Raw genomic sequence first — 16,883 nt, 5'->3', positions numbered from 1 at the left:
GGGCGATTGCATCGTCTATTGCGGCGCGGTGCACGCGTCGATCCCGCCCGCGATCGCGGCGGACAGCTTCTGGATCGTCTCGCGACGCGCAAGCCGTGCTTCCTCGTCGGGGTTGACGATCACGCCGGCCTCGACGAGCACCGCCGGAATCGGCGCGGTGCGCAGCACGACGAGATCGTCGAAGCGGTGAATGCCGAGTGCCGGGTCGATCAGCGGGCGGTTCTCGCCGCGGATCGGCTGCGCGTGATACAGCGACGGCCGTTCGCCGGCCGCGACCAGCCGCTCGGCGATCGCCTTCGCGCAACGCAGGCTTTCCGCATAGTGCGGATTGCGTTCCGACACGAACACCGAGAAGCCGCGGAATTCGCGCTGCCGGCCCGCGTCGATGAACTGCTGCTGCATCGAGTCGTGATGGATCGACACGAACAGGTTCGCGTCGGGCGCCTGGGTCGAGCGCTGGTCGAGCGAGATCTCGCGGCCGTCGGCCGACGTGCGCAGCACGCGGTCGCCATGCGCGGCGAGTTTTTCGGCGACCGCCGCGGACAGGTCGAGGTTGTACAGGTATTCGACGCGGCCGCTTGCGCCGGTGGAGCCCGGGTGAGCGGGCGTATGGCCGGTGTCGACGACGATGTAGCGCCCGGAGGCGGGCGCGGTGCCGGCGGTGGCCGCGGTGTCGGCCGCATGCAGCGCCGGCGGCGCGCCGAGCAGCGCGGTGCAGGCGAGCACGCGTGCGGCGGCGCGCACGAACGGGCGAAGGCGTCGGATGGTTCGGTTCGTCATTGTTGTTGTCGAGGAGGGCATACGGCGCGTCGGACGGCGCGGCACCGTCGGCCTGCTCAATGCAGTCGGAATGTCGCGCGATTATAGCGGCTGGCGGCGGCGCCGCAATGACGGATGACGCCGGTCAGGCCAGCACGCGCCGGGCGGCGAGCATGCCCCAGTACGACGCTTCCTCGAACAGCGACAACCCGGACAGGTCCGCATGCGCGAACACGACGGGGCCGTCGGCCTCGCGCAGCGCGAGCAGCCCCGGCCGGCTCAGGAAGCCGACGTCGGGTGTCGCCATCGCATGACCGCGCACGGTGATCTCGAGCGCCGTCGCGTGCTTCCAGAGTTCGCGTCCGTAGACGGCCTGCAGGTCGATCGCCGCCTGTTCGCGCAACGCATCGGGCCTGGCCTGGGCAAGCCAGCGGCGCGTGTCGTCCGGCGTTTGCGCACTCAGCGCCTGATAGGCGGAGAACACCGAACGCGTCGGCGGCGACATCCGGATCAGCTGGTGCGTCGACACGACATAACCGAGCGCCGCGCCGTCGTAGACGACGTTGTCCCACGCGAGCGGCACGCCCGCTTCCTCGGCCGGCATGCCGTCGAGCAGGAAGTTGGACACGAGCCACGGCGCGCGCGGCGGCAGGTCGCGCGCGGGGTCGAAGCCGTATGCGCCGAGCTGCGGAAACACGCGCGCCGCGACGAACAGCGGCATCGCGCTCACGACGCGCCGCGCCTTCAGCATGAACGTCGACAGCGCACCGTCGTTGCCGACGCGCGCGCACAGCACGTCGACGCCGCCCGCGCGTTCGATCGCGCGCACCGCGAAGCCGTCGCGCGACCACGCGCCGGAACCGGTGCGCGCGGTGATCGAATCGCTCAGCTTCGTCACCATCGTGTGCAGCCCGTCGGGCCAGGTCAGCACCGCGCCGTCGCTCGCATCGCCCGCGTGGCCGCCGCGCGACGAGAAGTAGTGCAGGCCGGCCCACGCGGACACGCGCTCGTACCCGGCGCCATAGTCGTCGCGGCAGCAATAGTTCAGGTACCAGTGCAACGCCTTCGCCGTGTAGCCTTCGTCGAGCAGCCACTGGCGGAACGAGCGCCGGTCCAGCGCGCGCCAGCGCGGGTCGCGCGACGATTCGGCGATCGGGATGCAGAACACCTTGCGGCCGTCGGCGCCGCGCGCGGTGCGCAGCCCGTCGGTGTAGCCGAAGAACTTCGCCTGTTGCGCGAGTTCGTCTGCGCCGAGGCCGGCGGTCGGCACGATGCCGTCCTGCCACTGGTCGGCGATGAAGAGCCGTTCGTCGGGCGCATGCACGAGCGCGCGTTCGTCGTACACAGGGCGTGCGGAGAACGGCGCGGATTCGATCACGCCGAGATCGGCGAGCATGTCGCGCAGGTGCGCGGATTCGAGCGACGGCAGCGGCAGGTAGTGCGCGCCCTTGGGATAACCGAGATCGCCGAAGCGGCCGCCGGCGGCATTGCCGCCGAATTCGGGGCCCGCGAGCACCGTGAAGCGCGTGTGCCCTGCGCGCGCAAGCTGCCATGCGCACGACAGCCCGGCGGCACCCGCGCCGAGGATCGCGACGTCGGTTTCGATCGTGCCGGAAGGCGGCGGCAGCGTCGCATGGTCGCGCAGCGCATGGCCTTCGCGCATGCCGGGGTAGCCGACCTGCGGCGTCGTCTCGATCCAGCCGGTGCGCCCGCAGGCGGCGAGCGATGCGGCGGCCGACGCGACGAGGAACGTGCGGCGGTTCATCAGCGCAGCACGTGCTTCCAGTCGTCGTCGAAGCGGCGCACGAGCGGCTGGTCGTTGAGTTCGTTCGGCGACATCGGCAGCGCCGGCATGTCGGCCGGGAAGTGGAACATCTCGGCGGCCGTTTGCGCGTCGAGCCAGCGGGTGGGCACGGAGTAGTGCGTCGGGACCGTGAAATCGCGGCGCTTGCCGGCGATCACGAAGCCCCAGTCGCCGAACGACGGCACGTAGCAGTGGTACGGCCACGTGTTGAGCCCCGCTTCGTGCAGCGTCGCGATGATGGTCCAGTACGCGTGCGGCGCGAAATACGGCGACGTCGACTGGATCACCGCATAGCCGTTCTCCGACAGGTGGCGCGCGAGCAGCCGGAACACGGGCACCGAATACAGCCGGCCGAGCCCGAAGTTGGTCGGGTCGGGGAAGTCGACCACGATCGCGTCGTACACGTCGGCGTTCGATTCGAGCCAGCGTATCGCGTCGTCGTTGATCACGTGCACACGCGGGTCCTTCAGCGAGCCCTGGTTCAGCTTGACGAGCGGGGCGGACGTCGAGAACAGCTTCGTCATCGCGGGGTCGAGCTCGACGAGCGTGATCTGTTCGAGGTTGCGGTGCTTCAGCAGTTCACGCACCGCGAGCCCGTCGCCGCCGCCGAGCACGAGCACGCGCTTCGCCCACGGCAGTGCCTCGATCGTCGGGTGGATCAGTGCCTCGTGATAACGATGCTCGTCGCGCGACGAGAACTGCAGGTTGCCGTTCAGGTACAGCCGCATGTCGTCGTGCCATTGCGTGAGCACGATGCGCTGGTACGGTGTCGTTTCCGAATAGATCGTCTCGTCGCCGTACACGCCGTGTTCGGCCCAGTGCGTGATGCGGTCCGACAGCACGAAGCCGGCGACGAGCAGCCCGATCACGAGCGACGCGCGCATCAGCTTGCCGCGCACGTTGCGGATCTCGTCGCGGAACAGGTGCGTCGTCCACAGCGCGACGAAGGCGTTCAGGAGCCCGAACAGGAAGCTGGTGCGCAGCAGGCCCAGGCGCGGCGCGAGCACGAGCGGGAAGATCAGCGACACGGCGAGCGAGCCGAGATAGTCGAAGGTCAGCACTTCGCTGACGGTATGGCGGAATGCCTGGCGACGCTGCTGGAACGCGCGCATCACGAGCGGGATCTCCATCCCGATCAGCAGGCCGAGCGCGAGCACCCATGCGTAAAGCGCCGCGCGGAACGGCGCGGCGAGCCAGGCGAACACCGCGAACAGCAGCGCGGCCGACACGCCGCCGAGCAGGCCGACCAGCAACTCGATATCGACGAAGCGGTCGAGCACGTCGTCGTCCTCGACGAACTTCGCGAGCCACGAGCCGATCCCCATCGCGAACAGGTAGCTGCCGATCACCGACGAGAACTGCAGGATCGAATCGCCGAGCAGGTAGCTCGACAGGGCGCTGCTGATCAGTTCGTAGCCGAGCCCGCACGACGCGAGCACGAGAATCGACAGGACGAGCGCACGCTTATGCAGCATGGCGCATCCGTTGTGCAGTGTTCGGCAATGTGGATATACTGGCGCGGAATTTTGTCCGGTGGCCCCGCGCGGGCCGGCCGGCGACGGGGCGGCGAACCGAGCACAAAATCCGAGGGAAAGAATGAATAGTGCCTATCTCTATGCGGTTCATTTACTGTCGGCGTTCGTGCTGCTTCTTGTGTTCGCGGCAGTGTACCTGAAGGTCACCCCGTTCGACGAACTGGCGCTGATCCGCGACGGCAACGCGGCCGCGACGCTGTCGTTCGGCGGTGCGCTGATCGGCTTCTGCCTGACGCTCGCGTCCAGCATCGCGCACAATTCCACATTCGGCGAAGTCGTGATCTGGGCCGTCGGCGCGATGGTCGTGCAGCTGATCACCTATGCGGCGCTGACGCGCCTGATGCCCGGCATGAATCATGCGATCGAGGATCGCAACGTCGCGATGGGCGGCCTGATGGGCACCGCGTCGCTCGTCGTCGGCATCATCAATGCCGCCTGCCTGACCTGACGCGCCACGCGTTTCGAGGAGACCGACATGAGTCTGGGATCGTTTATCCGCAAGCAGTTCATCGACGTCCTGCAATGGACGGAAGACACCGACGGCGTGCTGGCCTGGCGCTATCCGATGGAAGACCAGGAAATCCAGTACGGCGGCAAGCTGACCGTGCGCGAAACGCAGGTCGCGATCTTCGTCAACGAAGGCAAGGTGGCCGACGTGTTCCAGCCGGGGCTGTACACGCTGGAAACGAATACGCTGCCGGTGCTCACGTACCTGAAGAACTGGGACAAACTCTTTCAGTCGCCTTTCAAGTCGGACGTCTATTTCTTCAGCACGCGGCTGCAGCTCGGCCGCCGCTGGGGTACCGCGCAGCCGGTGACGATCCGCGACCGCGAATTCGGTTTCGTGCAGGTGCGCGCGTTCGGCATCTACTCGTACCGGATCGTCGACGCGGCCGCGTTCTATCGCGAGGTCAGCGGCACGCGCGCGCAGTACACGGTCGACGAGGTCGAACAGCAACTGCGCAACCTCGTCGTGACCGCGATGAGCACGACGTTCGGCTCGGCCGACGTGCCGTTCGTCGACATGGCCGCGAACCAGTCGCTGTTGTCGCAGCGTGTCGCCGACGCGCTGGCGCCTGTGTTCACGCGCTACGGTCTCGCGCTCGACGCATTCGCGGTCGAGAGCGTGTCGCTGCCGGCCGAGCTGCAGAAGGCGCTCGACCTGCGGATCGGCGCGGGGATGGCCGGCGATCTCGCGCGCGCCACGCAATACCAGACCGCGCAGGCGATTCCGCTCGCCGCGCAGAACCCGGGCGGCCTCGCGGGCGTCGGCGCGGGGCTCGCGGCGGGCGCGGCGATCGGGCAGGCGATGGCCGGGCAGATCGCGGGCGCCGCGCAACCGGCGCCGGCCGCACCGCCCGCGCCCACTGCAGCGCCGGTGGCGGCCGCGCCGGCGGAAGGCACCGACTACGTGCAGCGGCTCGAACAGTTGAAGGCGCTGTTCGACAAGGGCCTCGTGACCGAAGACGAATATTCGCGCGCGAAGGCCGAGATCCTCGCAAAGCTCACCCGGTAAGCGCCGCGCATGTTCAGTACCTCGTGCCCCCAGTGCGGCGCGCCGGTCGAGTTTCGCTCGGCGGCGGCGGTGATGGCCGTCTGCGCGTTCTGCCGCAGCACGCTGCTCAAGCGCGGGACCGACGTCGAGCGGATCGGCGAACTGGCCACGGTGCTCGACGATGCGTCGCCGATCCAGATCGGCACGGCCGGGCGCTACGGCAAGCGCACGTTCACGGTGCTCGGGCGCATCCAGATGACCTACGACGCCGGCGTGTGGAGCGAGTGGTATGTCGTGTTCGACGACGGCACGTTCGGCTGGCTGTCGGATGCGTCGGGCCAGTACGCGGTGACGGTGCGCGAGCCCGACGATGCGTCCGGCGGCGCGTGGCCCGCGTTCGGCACACTGGAGCCGGGCATGCGGATCGACCACGGCGGCCGCGCGTTTCTCGTGTCCGACGTGCGCACCGCGCGCTGCACGGGCGGCGACGGCGAGCTGCCGTTCCGCGTCGATGCCGGCTGGGAGGCGCGCGTCGTCGACCTGCGGACCGGCAACGCATTCGCGACGTACGACTATTCCGACGCCGATTCGAACGGCGGGAGTCCGGCCGTCTATACGGGCGAAGCGCTGGAGTTCGACGCGCTCGCGTTCACCGGGCTGCGCGATACCGACAACGACACGCGCGAGAAGCGCGGTGCGGAGATGGTGCCGTTCGCGTGCCCGAACTGCGGCGCGCCGCTGTCGTATGCGCCGAACCTCGCCGACTACGTGGTGTGCGGCAGTTGCCATGCGGGCGTGCAGTGCACGGCCGAGCAGCAGACCGTGTTCGCGGCGCAGCGCAAGCTCGAAGCGGTGAAGGGGGCGCTGGAACTCGGCGCGATCGGCACGTTCGACGGCGTGAAGTACACGGTGATCGGGATGATGCGCTGCCGCGTGCCGGGCGACGAAGAGACGTGGGACGAATACCTGCTGCTGAACCCGAAGCGCGGTTTCCTGTGGCTCGTGCAGAGCGAAGGGCGCTGGGAGCGTGTGCAGGTGCTCGACCAGTGGCCGACGATCGGCAGCGCGTCCGACGTGACCGACGGCGGCAAGACCTACCGCCTGCGTGAGGAATACGACTCGGAGGTCGTCTACGTGGTCGGCGCGTTCAACTGGCGCGTGCGGGTCGGCGATCGCACGTCGATCATCGACTATGGCTGGCAGAAGGACAAGCTGACGCGCGAGCGCAGCGACGCGGAGATCGTCTGGTCGCGCGCGCGGCCGCTGTCGGGCAGCACGCTCGCCGAACGCTTCGGCACGCCGGCGCTCGCGACGGCAGCGGCCGCGGCGGCAACGGGTGCCACCGCGTCGACCGGCCTGTTCGGCCGGAAAGGTCCGCACAGTTTCGCGCCGCTGCCGCTCGTGTTCAGCGCGCTGCTCGTGATCCTGAACATGGGCTCGCTGTTCTCGTTCAGCGGCCGCTCCGTTTACGTGCTGGTCGGCCTGCTGGTGCTGTGGCTGCCTGAATGGCTGTGGAAGAGCTTTGCGTCGGACGGGGGCAACGCGTGATCCGGTACATCCTCTACGGTGTCTACGGCCTGATCGTCGTCACGCTGTTCAGCTGCGCGTCGATCGGCGGCAGCGGTTCGGGCGGCGGTGGCTGGGGCAGTTCGTCGGCCCGCAGCGGCTACTCGTCGTACGGGTCGCACAAATGACCGCGCGCGACGGGATCGCGCCGCCGCGCGCGACGTTCGGCTCGCACGTGCTGGCCGACCTGGCCGGCATCGACGCGGCGTTGCTGCGCGACGCCGCACGGCTCGAGACGCTGCTCACCGAAGCGGCGCGGCAGGCGGGCGCGCGCGTGATCGGCGCGCATTTTCATCATTTCGGCGGCGAGCATGGCGTGACGGGTGTCGTGCTGCTCGCCGAATCGCACATCACGATCCATACGTGGCCCGAGCATCGCTTCGCGGCCGTCGACGCGTTCATGTGCGGTGCGGCGCGTGCGGCCGAGGCGGTCGATGCGATTGCCGCTGCGCTCGGCACGCAGGCGCAAGTCCGGCAGCAGGTTGCGCGCGGCGGCGCGGCGACGTGAGCGGTCGTTCGACTCTCGTTGCCGAAATGCAAAACAGCATCCGATTCTCCGCGTTGCTCGGCTGGGCACTGCTCGCCGGCCATGCTGCCGGGACGTCACCGAGATGACGCATCGCTGCCCGGCGAGTCGTATCCGGGATGCCGGACACCGTGACACTCCGGCCGCTAACGATCGAACCGGAACGTCGACACACTGTGCAGCGTCGCGTCGTCGGTGCCGACGATTCCCTGCGTCCCCGCGACGGCCGAGCGCTTGCCGTTGCTCAGCACGGCCCAGTAGCATTCGCCGCCGGCCGCGTGGAAGCCGGTTTCCGGATCGCTGATGCCGCACACGATCGTCGCGCTCATGCCGTGCCAGCCGGGACCGGAGAAGCGCTCGACTTCCTGCGGAATGCCGGGGCCGTACGACGTCACCCATTTGCCGTCATCCTGCTTCACGAATCCCGCTTCCTTTTCCGCGACCGGCTCCAGCGCGCCGTCGACGATCTCGAACGAGATGAACCTGCTGCTGTAGGTCATGTTGCGGCCGACGATCGCGACGCAATGGTCGCTGCCGCCTTCCGGGCACGGCTTCTTCACCTGCCGGTTCGCGAGGTATTCGAACGAGATGCCGAGCGCCGGGTCGTGGTAGGTCTTCCAGCCCGCGTGTTTCACCTGCTTCAGCGCTGCCGTGCGATCACGGTACGCGGTGGCGATGCAGGCGGCGTCGGCGCAGGCATCGCGCTGCGTGAGCCATGTGCGTTGCGACCGGATCACGGCCTGCTGATCGGCGGCGATGCCGACTGCATCGAAGTAGGCGTTCGACAACGCACTGTCGGCCGAGACGAGCGTCTTGTCGGCGCAGATCAGGTGCTCGGTGCGCGTCGTCGCACGCGTGCAATCGATGCCGTCGGCGTGGGCCGACAACGAGAGGCCGATGGCGGCCAGCGCGAGACCGGGGCGGATGCCGAACACGGACGACTCCTCAACGGGTTCGAACGGCGGCCGTCATGCCGCCGTCGGGTGACACAACGGCGCACGCGGTTCGCGAAGCGTTGAACCCGTGCGCCATGCAGCGGGATACGACAAGGCGAAATCAGCGATTGATTTCGTCCGCCGAGATCAGCTCGGCCACCAGCACCGGCGCGGGCCCCCGCAGGTAGTACTCGTGCTCGAGCGGCTCACGCAGCTTCATGAACGTTTCCGCACCGACCTGCATCGTTTCTCCCGCATGCATGCGGGCGCCGCTTTCCAGCAGGTAATGCATCACGCTGTTGAAGATGCCCGAATAACGCTCGCCTTCGTGATGACCTTCCGCGAGCGCGGCGAAATCCGGCAGGCCGAACACGTCGGCGCCATAGGTGCGCATCCATACGCCCTGGACGCCTTCGACCTCGTATTTCACGAAGCCGCAGAAGAACAGGTTCAGCGGGATATTTCGCAGCACTTCGAGGCTTTCGTCGCCGAGTTCCTTCGCGTTGAAAACGCCCGCGGGCAGCGACGTGTGCGCGTGCTCGTTCAGCACCGCGAGGCCGTTCTGTTCGGCCAGCGCGCCGGCGACGGCCGCCAGTGCGACGTACTGGTCGAGCGGATTCGTTTCGTGCCCCGCGTAGTAGAGGATCACGTGGCTGCGGCTCGCGCGCACCTGCTGTTTCAGGTCCTGCCCGTAGTGGGCGGGCGCGACGCACGCTTCCAGCGCGTCGGACGGATAGGGCGCGTCGAAGCCGACGAGCCGGACGACGTGGTTGCCCCAGCCGGCGAGCCCGAACACCTGCGAGAGCGTCGGCTCGGTTTCGACGCGCGCCTGCTTCATGCTCGGGTGGTACGCGCGCAGTGCGGTCGTCAGCGCGGCGATATCGACCTGCAGCGGGCCGTCGAAGACGACCGCCACGCTCAGCGGATTCTCGACGTCGGGTGCCGCGGCCAGCGCGACGGGGTTTTCGGGTACTTCCTTGCGGCCAAAGAATCGGGATATCAGGCTCATCGGATTATGTTCGTGTCGAAGCCGTTTCAGGGAGGGGGCCCCGTTCTCTCGGTCGGGGCGCGCCGTCAGGGTGACGGCCGCCCGTAGTTTCCACGGGTTCGGCGGATCTGGCAAATGCGCGGTGAACGCGTGGCGGTGAGGCGACGGCGCGTTCGAATGCATTCGGCAGGCGGGGGGCAGACACGCCGGGCCGTGCGGCCCGCGCTCGCCGGTCAGTGCGGCAGCGCTTCCGCTTCGGCCCAGCGCTTGAACGAATCGAGACGCCGGCGCGTCTGCACGAGATAGAACGCGCCGATCAGCGGTTCGAGCAGCCAGCGCAGCCAGGCCGGCTGGGCGCGGAAGTGGTACGTGAATTTCACCTCGGTCGTGCCGGGCGTGTGCTCGGTGAAGTTCCAGCTGCCGCTGAAGCGTTCGAGCACTTTCGGGCCGTCGACCATTTCGACGGCCGCGACCTGCGGCGGACGGTACGAGATGTAGCGCGACACCATCGTCGCGCCCGACTGGCTGCGGCAGAACGCGTCGACGCCGACGTCGGCCGTCATGCCGTCGAGCAGATAGGCATCGGTGAGGAAGCTGTCCCACACGAGCCGCCGCGCGTAATCCTGCGACCACGTGAAGAGGCGCCTGCGATCGACGCCGACGGTCCGGCTGACTGAGATCCTCATGATGGCGGGTGCAATGGCGCGGATTGGGATGGAACCGAGTGTAACCCGCCGATTCAGGACATTTCTTCATACTTCGTCAAGTCGAGCAAGGGCTCGATTGACGCCCTCCGGGATTTCCCCTAGGATTCACACCAACCCTTCGGGAAAGACCCGAAGCGTTTCAATCTCTTGAGGGAGCCTCATGAGTACGCAACAGAACCGGCGCTTCGACGCGCTCGTTTTCATTGGTCGTTTCCAGCCTCCGCATCGTGGTCACCTGAACGTGCTGAAGTCGGCACTGAGCCGGGCCGAGCGCGTGTGCGTGCTGATCGGGTCGACCGACAAGCCCCGCACCATCAAGGATCCGTTCTCGTTCGACGAGCGCCGCCAGATGCTGGCTTCGCTGCTCGACGCGTCCGAGCGCGACCGCGTGACGATCGCGCCGTTGCAGGATTCGACCTACAACGACGGCGACTGGGTGCGCTGGGTGCAGGACGCCGTCGCGTCCGCGCTCGGCGACGTCGCGCAGCGCAAGGTCGGGCTGATCGGCCACGAGAAGGACGCCACGTCGTATTACCTGCGGATGTTCCCGCAATGGGAGCTCGTCGACGTCGACGCGACGGAAGACATTTCCGCCACCGAGATCCGCGACCAGTATTTCGCCGAACGCACCAACAGCTTCGTGCAGTGGGCCGTGCCGGAACCCGTGTTCGGCTGGCTTGAGCGTTTCCGCACGCAGCCGGAATTCGCGCAACTGAAGTCGGAAGCCGAATTCATCGCCGCGTATCGCAAGGCGTGGGCGGCAGCCCCGTATCCGGTCACGTTCGTGACGGTCGACGCGGTGGTCGTGCACTCGGGCCATATCCTGCTGGTGCGCCGCCGCAGCGAACCGGGCCGCGGCCTGTGGGCGCTGCCGGGCGGGTTCGTGAACCAGGACGAGCGGCTCGACGCGGCCTGCATCCGCGAGCTGCGCGAAGAGACCGGCCTGAAGCTGCCGGAGCCCGTGCTGCGCGGCTCGATCAAGGATCGCCAGGTGTTCGATCACCCGACGCGCTCGTTGCGCGGCCGCACGATCACGCACGCGTGCCTGTTCAATTTCCCGACCGGCGAGCTGCCGCGCGTGAAGGGCAGCGACGACGCCGACAAGGCGCGCTGGGTGCCGCTGAACGAATTCGCGCAGATGCGCAACGTGATGTTCGAGGATCACTTCGACATCGCGTACCACTTCCTGGGGAAGCTGTGATCCGCTGATTCCCCGCATTCCGGTCCGCCGCGACAGACGCGGCGGCACTTCAACGGCCTAGAGGAGCTCTAGCCATGCAAAACGATCTCGGCGGCTTTGCCGCGGTTCTTGCCAATCCGATCCTCAACACGGATTCGTACAAGGCTTCCCACTTCCTGCAATATCCGCCCGACGCGCAGGCGATGTTCTCGTACGTCGAATCGCGTGGCGGCCGCTACGACCGCACGGTGTTCTTCGGATTGCAGATGTTGCTGAAGGAATATCTCTGCAAGCCGATCACGCACGCGATGATCGACGAGGCGCGCGATTTCTTCACGGTGCACGGCGAACCGTTCAACGAAGCAGGCTGGCGTTATATCGTCGAACGCTACGACGGTTATCTGCCGGTGAAGATCCGCGCGGTGCCGGAGGGTTCGGTCGTGCCGGTGCACAACGTGCTGATGACGGTCGAATGCGACGACCCGCAGGTGTTCTGGCTCGCGTCGTATCTCGAGACGATGCTGCTGCGCGTCTGGTATCCGGTGACGGTCGCGACGCGCAGCTGGTACCTGCGGCAGACGATCCGCCGCTTCCTCGAAAAGACCGACGACGACCTCGCGCAACTGCCGTTCAAGCTGCACGACTTCGGCGCGCGCGGCGTGTCGAGCGCGGAGTCGGCCGCGATCGGCGGCGCGGCGCACCTCGTGAACTTCATGGGCTCGGACACGGTGCTCGGCGTGCTGGCCGCGAACCGCTTCTATCGCGAGCCGATGGCCGCGTACTCGGTGCCGGCGGCGGAGCACAGCACGATCACGTCGTGGGGGCGAGAAGGCGAGGCCGACGCGTACCGGAACATGATTGCGCGCTTCGGCTTGCCCGGCGCGATCGTGTCGGTCGTGTCGGACTCCTACGATCTGTTCGCCGCACTCGACCTGTGGGGCGGCGAGCTTCGGCAGGCCGTGCTCGATTCGGGCGCGACGCTGGTCGTGCGTCCCGATTCGGGCGACCCCGTGAAGATCGTGCTGCAGACCGTGCGTGCGCTGGACGCGTCGTTCGGCTCGACCGTGAACGGCAAGGGGCGGCGCGTGCTGAACCGCGTGCGCGTGATCCAGGGCGATGGCGTCGACGAGCTGTCGATCGAAGCGATCCTTTCCGCGCTCGACGACGCGGGTTACGCGGCCGGCAATGTGGTGTTCGGCATGGGCGGCGCATTGCTGCAGCAGGTGAACCGCGATACGCAGCGCTTCGCGATGAAGTGCTCGGCGATCCGGCGCGGCGGGGAGTGGCATGACGTTCGCAAGGATCCGGTCACCGATCAGGGCAAGCGCTCGAAGAAAGGGCGGCTCACGCTGCTGCGCAATGCTCGAACCGGCGAGTATCGGACGACGACGCTGCCGGTTGCGTGGGACGACCGGATGCTGGAAGGCGAATGGGAAGAGGCGCTCGAGACGGTGTTCGATACGGGGCGCCTGCTCGTCGATACGTCGTTTGCGCAAGTGCGGGCGAGGGCGCACGCAGGGGAGCTGTGACGCGGGCGGCGGGGTATCCCGCCGCATCGTTCGCGTTCAGGCGGTGTGGGCGACGGGCGTGCACGGCGCGGCGTCTGCGTCGGCTTCTCCCGTCAGTACGTTCGCAGGCGCCGACACGAAATTGATGTCGCCTTCATCGAAACCATCGAGCGCGCTCGCCTGCCGTCACGATTCGCGGGCGAGCACGTGCCCCGCCGTGTCCGCCGCCCGCACCGCCTCCATCGCCCGCGCCAGCGCATCGAACACCGCCGGCCCCTTGCAGCGCGACACGTTGAAGCGCATGAACGAGGTCGCGCCGTGCGACGCACTGAACACGTTGCCCGGCGCGAGCACCACATCGTGATCGAGCGCATGGCGTGCGACACGCGCGGCGTCGAGCCCGTCGGGCAACTCCGCCCACACGAACAGGCCGCCGCGCGGCTCCGTCCAGATCCCGAGGCCCGCGCGTGCGAGGCGCCGGATCGTCTCGCCCATTGCATCCGCGAGACGCGCGCGCAGGCTGTCGAGATGGCGCCGGTACGTGCCGTCGACGAGCAGCCGGTGCACGACGTTCGCGCCGATCTGCGCATGGCCGAACGACGTCGCGAGCTTCAGGTCGACGAGCGCATCGATCCATTCCGGGCGCGCGGCGACGTAGCCGCAGCGGACCGCGGCCGACAGCGTCTTCGAGAAGCTGCCGATCGACACGACGCGCGACAGCCCGTCGAAGGCCGCGAGGCGCGGCGCGGGCGTGCTCTCGAAATCCGCGAAGATGTCGTCCTCGACGATCAGCAGGCCGTGCTCGGCCGCGAGCGTCAGCAGGCGGTGCGCGACGGGCGGCGCGAGCGTCGCGCCGGTCGGGTTGTGCAGTGCCGCATTGGTGATGTACAGGCGCGGCCGGTGCTCGGCCAGCACCTGCTCGAAGCGCGCGAGATCGGGCCCGTTCGGCGTGTACGGCACGCTGACGATCCGCGCGCGATGCGCGCGCAGCAGCGCCTGGAAGTTGAAGTAGCACGGATCGTCGAGCACGACCGTGTCGCCCGGCTCCAGCAGCAGGCGGCACACGAGGTCGAGCGCATGCGTGCCGCCGTCGGTCAGCATGATCTGCGCGGGTTCCGCGTGGACGCCGTGCTGCGCGAGCCGCCAGGCGAGCTGCTGGCGCAGCGCGGGCAGGCCGAGCGGCGTCGCGTAATCGGTCAGCGCGTCGGATTCGTCGCGCGACACGGCGCGCAGCGCGCGGCGCAGGCTCTCGTCCGGCAGCCACGACGGCGGCAGCCATCCGCAGCCGGGCTTCACGGTCGTCGGCGCGGCCTCGAGCGACTGGCGCGACAGCCACAACGGATCGAGCTCGCGATCGAGACGCGGGCCGAGATCGGCGAGCGCGAGCGGCGGCGCGTGCCCCGACACGTAGAAGCCCGAGCCGCGCCGCGCGACGAGCACGCCTTCGCTCGCGAGCCGCTCGTATGCGTCGACGACGGTCGATTTCGACACGCCCAGCCCGTCGGCCATCATCCGGATCGACGGTACGCGCGCACCGGGCATCAGCGCGCGGCTCGCGATCCGCGCGCGCAAGGTGTCCATCACGGTTTCCACGCGCGTGCGCGACGGCGCGGGCGGAACTGGAAGCGGGGCGGAATGGCTCATCGCGAAGAATGAACTGTACGGACGGTTGTCTAGTACAGTTTGTCGGAATTGTATTGGGCTGTAGCTTACGCGCTTTTCACGGGCGGCGGATCATCGGTGATCCACTTTCCCCGTTCAGGATTTCCCGTGCAAAAGACGACCAACGGATGGCTCAGCGGCCTGCTGGGCGTGATCATCTTCAGTGGCTCGCTGCCCGCGACGCGTATCGCGGTGCAGGGGCTCGACCCGCTGTTCCTCACGTTCGCGCGCGCGACGATTGCCGGCGCGCTCGGCCTGCTGCTGCTCGTCGTGCTGAAGCAGCGGCGGCCGACCCGCGCCGAGGCCGTGTCGCTGGCCATCGTCGCGCTCGGGGTCGTCGTCGGTTTTCCGTTGCTGACGGCGCTCGCGCTGAAGCATGTGACGTCCGCGCACGCGATCGTGTTCGTCGGGCTGCTGCCGCTCGCGACCGCGCTGTTCGGCGTGTGGCGCGGCGGTGAGCGGCCGCGGCTGCCGTTCTGGATCTTCTCGATCGTCGGCAGCGGTGCGGTGGCTGCGTTTGCGTTGCGCAACGGCGGCCAGGCGTCGGTGGTCGGCGATGCGCTGATGCTGGCCTCGATCGTCGCATGCGGGCTGGGCTACGCGGAAGGCGCGCGCCTGTCGCGCCAGCTCGGCGGGTGGCAGGTGATCTCGTGGGCGCTCGTGCTGTCGCTGCCGCTGATGCTGCCGCTCACGTGGCTCACCTCGCCCGCGTCGTTCGACGGCGTCGATGCCGCCGCGCTGTGGGGGCTCGCGTACGTGTCGCTGTTCAGCATGCTGATCGGCTTCGTGTTCTGGTATCGCGGGCTCGCGCTCGGCGGGATCGCGGGCGTCGGCCAGTTGCAGCTGCTGCAGCCGTTCTTCGGCCTGCTGCTGGCGGCCGGGCTGCTGCACGAGACGGTACCGCCGTCGATGGTCGTCGTGACGGTCGTCGTGGTCGGCTGCGTGGCGGGCGCGAAATACTTCTCGAAAGTGGCACCCGTGCGGCGCGCGGGCTGACGCGCGCGCGTGGTGGAGGGAACGGGCGCGACCCGCCGCAGGTCGCGCCCGTTCGCGCTCAATCGTCCGGGGTGCACACGCGCAAGCGGTGGCCGTCCGGGTCGAGCGCGACGAACGTCAGGCCGAACACGGCCGTCATCGGCGCCTGCTCGAACGTCACGCCGAGCGCCTTCCACGCTTCGTACAGGCGCCGCACCTCGTGGTCGTCGTCGACCATGAATGCCAGCTCCGAGCGGTGGCCGGCGCCGCCCGACACGAAATCGCGTGCACTGGTCGACCACAGTCCCAGGTGCAGCCCGTTGTCGAACGTGAATGCCGCATAGGTGGGAAACGCGGCGACGGGCGGGCGCCCGAACAGGCGCGCGTAGAACTGCGCGCTGCGGGTCGGGTCGTCGACATACAGAAGAACGAGATTCGGAGAGGTCATGCGGGGCCGTCCTGGGATCGATTAAGATGCGTCCCATTCTATGAACGGATGCTGTCAGAAAATGGCAGCATGGAACGATGACGCGTGCCGAACGATTGCTCGCGCTGCTGCAGGTGCTGCGGCGCCACCGCCGCCCGGTGAGCGGCCGCGTGCTGGCCGGGGAACTCGGCGTCAGCCTCCGTACGGTCTATCGCGATATCGCGTCGCTGCAGGCGCAGGGCGCGGACATCGACGGCGAGCCCGGTGTCGGTTATGTGCTGCGTGCCGGGTTCATGCTGCCGCCGCTGATGTTCTCGCAAACGGAACTGGAAGCGCTGATGCTCGGTTTTCGCTGGGTCGGGAAGTTCGCGGATGCGCAGCTCACGACGGCTGCGTCCGACGCGCTCGCGAAGATCTCCGCGGTGTTGCCCGCCGAGCTGCGCCGCGAGATGGAATGCACGACGCTGCTCGTCGGCCCGCGCACGATCGTGGATCGGGAAACCGTCGACATGGGTGTCGTGCGCACGGCGATCCGTACCGAAAGCAAGCTCGGGATCCGCTACCTGGATGAAGGCCGGAAAACGGGCGGCGAACGGATCGTGTGGCCGTTCGCGCTCGGCTATTTCAATGACGTGCGCATCCTGGCGGCGTGGTGCGAAGGCCGGAACGATTTCCGGCATTTCCGGACGGATCGCATCGTCGCGCTCGAACGGCTGGACGTGCGCTATCCGCGGCGGCGCACGGCGTTGCTGAAGGCGTGGCGTGCGGCGGGCGCCGACGTGCGCGTGACGGTGAGGTGAGGGGCGAGGTGCGCAG

At 68.2% G+C, this 16,883-nt stretch carries 17 protein-coding genes; 9 read left to right on the top strand and 8 right to left on the bottom strand.

What is annotated here, in order from left to right; all coding sequences use genetic code 11:
* Positions 1–15: 15 nt before the first annotated feature.
* The 3 genes from ACTJLD_RS22590 to ACTJLD_RS22580 all read right to left on the bottom strand — a co-directional run bounded on the left by ACTJLD_RS22590 (position 16) and on the right by ACTJLD_RS22580 (position 4,038).
* Positions 16–780, bottom strand: a complete 765-nt coding sequence (locus tag ACTJLD_RS22590) for an N-acetylmuramoyl-L-alanine amidase family protein (RefSeq protein WP_091918972.1) — start codon at positions 778–780, stop codon at positions 16–18.
* A gap of 124 nt (positions 781–904) precedes the next feature.
* A complete protein-coding gene (locus ACTJLD_RS22585; RefSeq protein WP_440659717.1) occupies positions 905–2,524 on the bottom strand; it encodes an FAD-dependent oxidoreductase in 1,620 nt (539 codons plus the stop codon).
* Entirely contained in the window at positions 2,524–4,038 is a 1,515-nt protein-coding gene (locus ACTJLD_RS22580) for a polyamine aminopropyltransferase (protein ID WP_440659716.1), read from the bottom strand. Before ACTJLD_RS22580 ends, ACTJLD_RS22585 begins: the two co-directional genes overlap by 1 nt.
* 121 nt (positions 4,039–4,159) lie before the next feature.
* Between ACTJLD_RS22580 and ACTJLD_RS22575 the strand changes: the two genes are divergently transcribed.
* The 5 genes from ACTJLD_RS22575 to speD are packed head-to-tail and all read left to right on the top strand — an operon-like array spanning position 4,160 to position 7,667.
* A complete protein-coding gene (locus tag ACTJLD_RS22575) occupies positions 4,160–4,546 on the top strand; it encodes a DUF350 domain-containing protein (protein WP_027789557.1) in 387 nt (128 codons plus the stop codon).
* A gap of 27 nt (positions 4,547–4,573) precedes the next feature.
* A complete protein-coding gene (locus ACTJLD_RS22570; protein WP_059698600.1) occupies positions 4,574–5,614 on the top strand; it encodes an SPFH domain-containing protein in 1,041 nt (346 codons plus the stop codon).
* 9 nt (positions 5,615–5,623) lie between these two features.
* On the top strand, positions 5,624–7,141 hold the full coding sequence (locus ACTJLD_RS22565) for a DUF4178 domain-containing protein (RefSeq protein WP_440659715.1): 1,518 nt from the start codon (positions 5,624–5,626) through the stop codon (positions 7,139–7,141).
* Entirely contained in the window at positions 7,138–7,287 is a 150-nt protein-coding gene (locus tag ACTJLD_RS22560; RefSeq protein ID WP_153489189.1) for a hypothetical protein, read from the top strand. Before ACTJLD_RS22565 ends, ACTJLD_RS22560 begins: the two co-directional genes overlap by 4 nt.
* Entirely contained in the window at positions 7,284–7,667 is a 384-nt protein-coding gene (gene speD / locus ACTJLD_RS22555) for an adenosylmethionine decarboxylase (RefSeq protein ID WP_059686731.1), read from the top strand. The genes ACTJLD_RS22560 and speD overlap by 4 nt, the downstream gene beginning before the upstream one ends.
* 164 nt (positions 7,668–7,831) lie before the next feature.
* Here speD and ACTJLD_RS22550 read toward each other — a convergent pair whose 3' ends face one another.
* The 3 genes from ACTJLD_RS22550 to ACTJLD_RS22540 form a co-directional block, all read right to left on the bottom strand.
* Positions 7,832–8,620, bottom strand: a complete 789-nt coding sequence (locus tag ACTJLD_RS22550) for a lysozyme inhibitor LprI family protein (RefSeq protein WP_440659714.1) — start codon at positions 8,618–8,620, stop codon at positions 7,832–7,834.
* 121 nt (positions 8,621–8,741) lie between these two features.
* Entirely contained in the window at positions 8,742–9,629 is an 888-nt protein-coding gene (locus ACTJLD_RS22545; RefSeq protein ID WP_272546347.1) for a DUF4261 domain-containing protein, read from the bottom strand.
* Between the two features lie 212 nt (positions 9,630–9,841).
* A complete protein-coding gene (locus tag ACTJLD_RS22540; protein WP_027789550.1) occupies positions 9,842–10,294 on the bottom strand; it encodes a type II toxin-antitoxin system RatA family toxin in 453 nt (150 codons plus the stop codon).
* Positions 10,295–10,475: 181 nt separating this feature from the next.
* Between ACTJLD_RS22540 and ACTJLD_RS22535 the strand changes: the two genes are divergently transcribed.
* Together ACTJLD_RS22535 and ACTJLD_RS22530 are read left to right on the top strand one after the other, a co-directional pair.
* Positions 10,476–11,516 carry a bifunctional nicotinamide-nucleotide adenylyltransferase/Nudix hydroxylase gene (locus ACTJLD_RS22535; RefSeq protein ID WP_027789549.1) on the top strand — a complete coding sequence of 347 codons (1,041 nt, stop codon included), beginning with the start codon at positions 10,476–10,478 and terminating at the stop codon, positions 11,514–11,516.
* Positions 11,517–11,590: 74 nt separating this feature from the next.
* Complete coding sequence (locus ACTJLD_RS22530; protein ID WP_440659713.1) at positions 11,591–13,024, top strand: nicotinate phosphoribosyltransferase; 1,434 nt, start codon at positions 11,591–11,593, stop codon at positions 13,022–13,024.
* 165 nt (positions 13,025–13,189) lie between these two features.
* On the opposite strand, the gene ACTJLD_RS22525 is transcribed toward ACTJLD_RS22530, so the two are convergent.
* Complete coding sequence (locus tag ACTJLD_RS22525) at positions 13,190–14,647, bottom strand: aminotransferase-like domain-containing protein (RefSeq protein WP_059698613.1); 1,458 nt, start codon at positions 14,645–14,647, stop codon at positions 13,190–13,192.
* 126 nt (positions 14,648–14,773) lie between these two features.
* Here ACTJLD_RS22525 and ACTJLD_RS22520 point away from each other — a divergent pair, with 126 nt between their 5' ends.
* Positions 14,774–15,661, top strand: coding sequence for a DMT family transporter (locus ACTJLD_RS22520; RefSeq protein ID WP_060086264.1), 888 nt, complete (start codon positions 14,774–14,776; stop codon positions 15,659–15,661).
* Between the two features lie 58 nt (positions 15,662–15,719).
* On the opposite strand, the gene ACTJLD_RS22515 is transcribed toward ACTJLD_RS22520, so the two are convergent.
* Positions 15,720–16,088, bottom strand: coding sequence for a VOC family protein (locus tag ACTJLD_RS22515; protein WP_059525640.1), 369 nt, complete (start codon positions 16,086–16,088; stop codon positions 15,720–15,722).
* A 77-nt stretch (positions 16,089–16,165) separates the two neighbouring features.
* On the opposite strand from ACTJLD_RS22515, the gene ACTJLD_RS22510 reads away from it, so the two are divergent.
* Complete coding sequence (locus ACTJLD_RS22510) at positions 16,166–16,867, top strand: helix-turn-helix transcriptional regulator (protein WP_333998914.1); 702 nt, start codon at positions 16,166–16,168, stop codon at positions 16,865–16,867.
* The last annotated feature ends 16 nt before the right edge of the window (positions 16,868–16,883 follow it).

It is taken from the genome of Burkholderia sp. 22088 (assembly GCF_052045915.1).
Classification (GTDB): domain Bacteria; phylum Pseudomonadota; class Gammaproteobacteria; order Burkholderiales; family Burkholderiaceae; genus Burkholderia; species Burkholderia cepacia.
Note: the sequence above shows the minus strand (reverse complement) of the source record. Positions and strands in the feature narration are given on the sequence as shown.

Excerpts from the sequence above, each read along its gene's own strand:
- ACTJLD_RS22590 (WP_091918972.1), bottom strand. The coding sequence starts at position 780 with ATGACGAACCGAACCATCCGACGCCTTCGCCCGTTCGTGCGCGCCGCC.
- ACTJLD_RS22585 (WP_440659717.1), bottom strand. The coding sequence starts at position 2,524 with ATGAACCGCCGCACGTTCCTCGTCGCGTCGGCCGCCGCATCGCTCGCC.
- ACTJLD_RS22580 (WP_440659716.1), bottom strand. The coding sequence starts at position 4,038 with ATGCTGCATAAGCGTGCGCTCGTCCTGTCGATTCTCGTGCTCGCGTCG.
- ACTJLD_RS22575 (WP_027789557.1), top strand. The coding sequence starts at position 4,160 with ATGAATAGTGCCTATCTCTATGCGGTTCATTTACTGTCGGCGTTCGTG.
- ACTJLD_RS22570 (WP_059698600.1), top strand. The coding sequence starts at position 4,574 with ATGAGTCTGGGATCGTTTATCCGCAAGCAGTTCATCGACGTCCTGCAA.
- ACTJLD_RS22565 (WP_440659715.1), top strand. The coding sequence starts at position 5,624 with ATGTTCAGTACCTCGTGCCCCCAGTGCGGCGCGCCGGTCGAGTTTCGC.
- speD (WP_059686731.1), top strand. The coding sequence starts at position 7,284 with ATGACCGCGCGCGACGGGATCGCGCCGCCGCGCGCGACGTTCGGCTCG.
- ACTJLD_RS22545 (WP_272546347.1), bottom strand. The coding sequence starts at position 9,629 with ATGAGCCTGATATCCCGATTCTTTGGCCGCAAGGAAGTACCCGAAAAC.
- ACTJLD_RS22540 (WP_027789550.1), bottom strand. The coding sequence starts at position 10,294 with ATGAGGATCTCAGTCAGCCGGACCGTCGGCGTCGATCGCAGGCGCCTC.
- ACTJLD_RS22535 (WP_027789549.1), top strand. The coding sequence starts at position 10,476 with ATGAGTACGCAACAGAACCGGCGCTTCGACGCGCTCGTTTTCATTGGT.
- ACTJLD_RS22530 (WP_440659713.1), top strand. The coding sequence starts at position 11,591 with ATGCAAAACGATCTCGGCGGCTTTGCCGCGGTTCTTGCCAATCCGATC.
- ACTJLD_RS22525 (WP_059698613.1), bottom strand. The coding sequence starts at position 14,647 with ATGAGCCATTCCGCCCCGCTTCCAGTTCCGCCCGCGCCGTCGCGCACG.
- ACTJLD_RS22515 (WP_059525640.1), bottom strand. The coding sequence starts at position 16,088 with ATGACCTCTCCGAATCTCGTTCTTCTGTATGTCGACGACCCGACCCGC.
- ACTJLD_RS22510 (WP_333998914.1), top strand. The coding sequence starts at position 16,166 with ATGACGCGTGCCGAACGATTGCTCGCGCTGCTGCAGGTGCTGCGGCGC.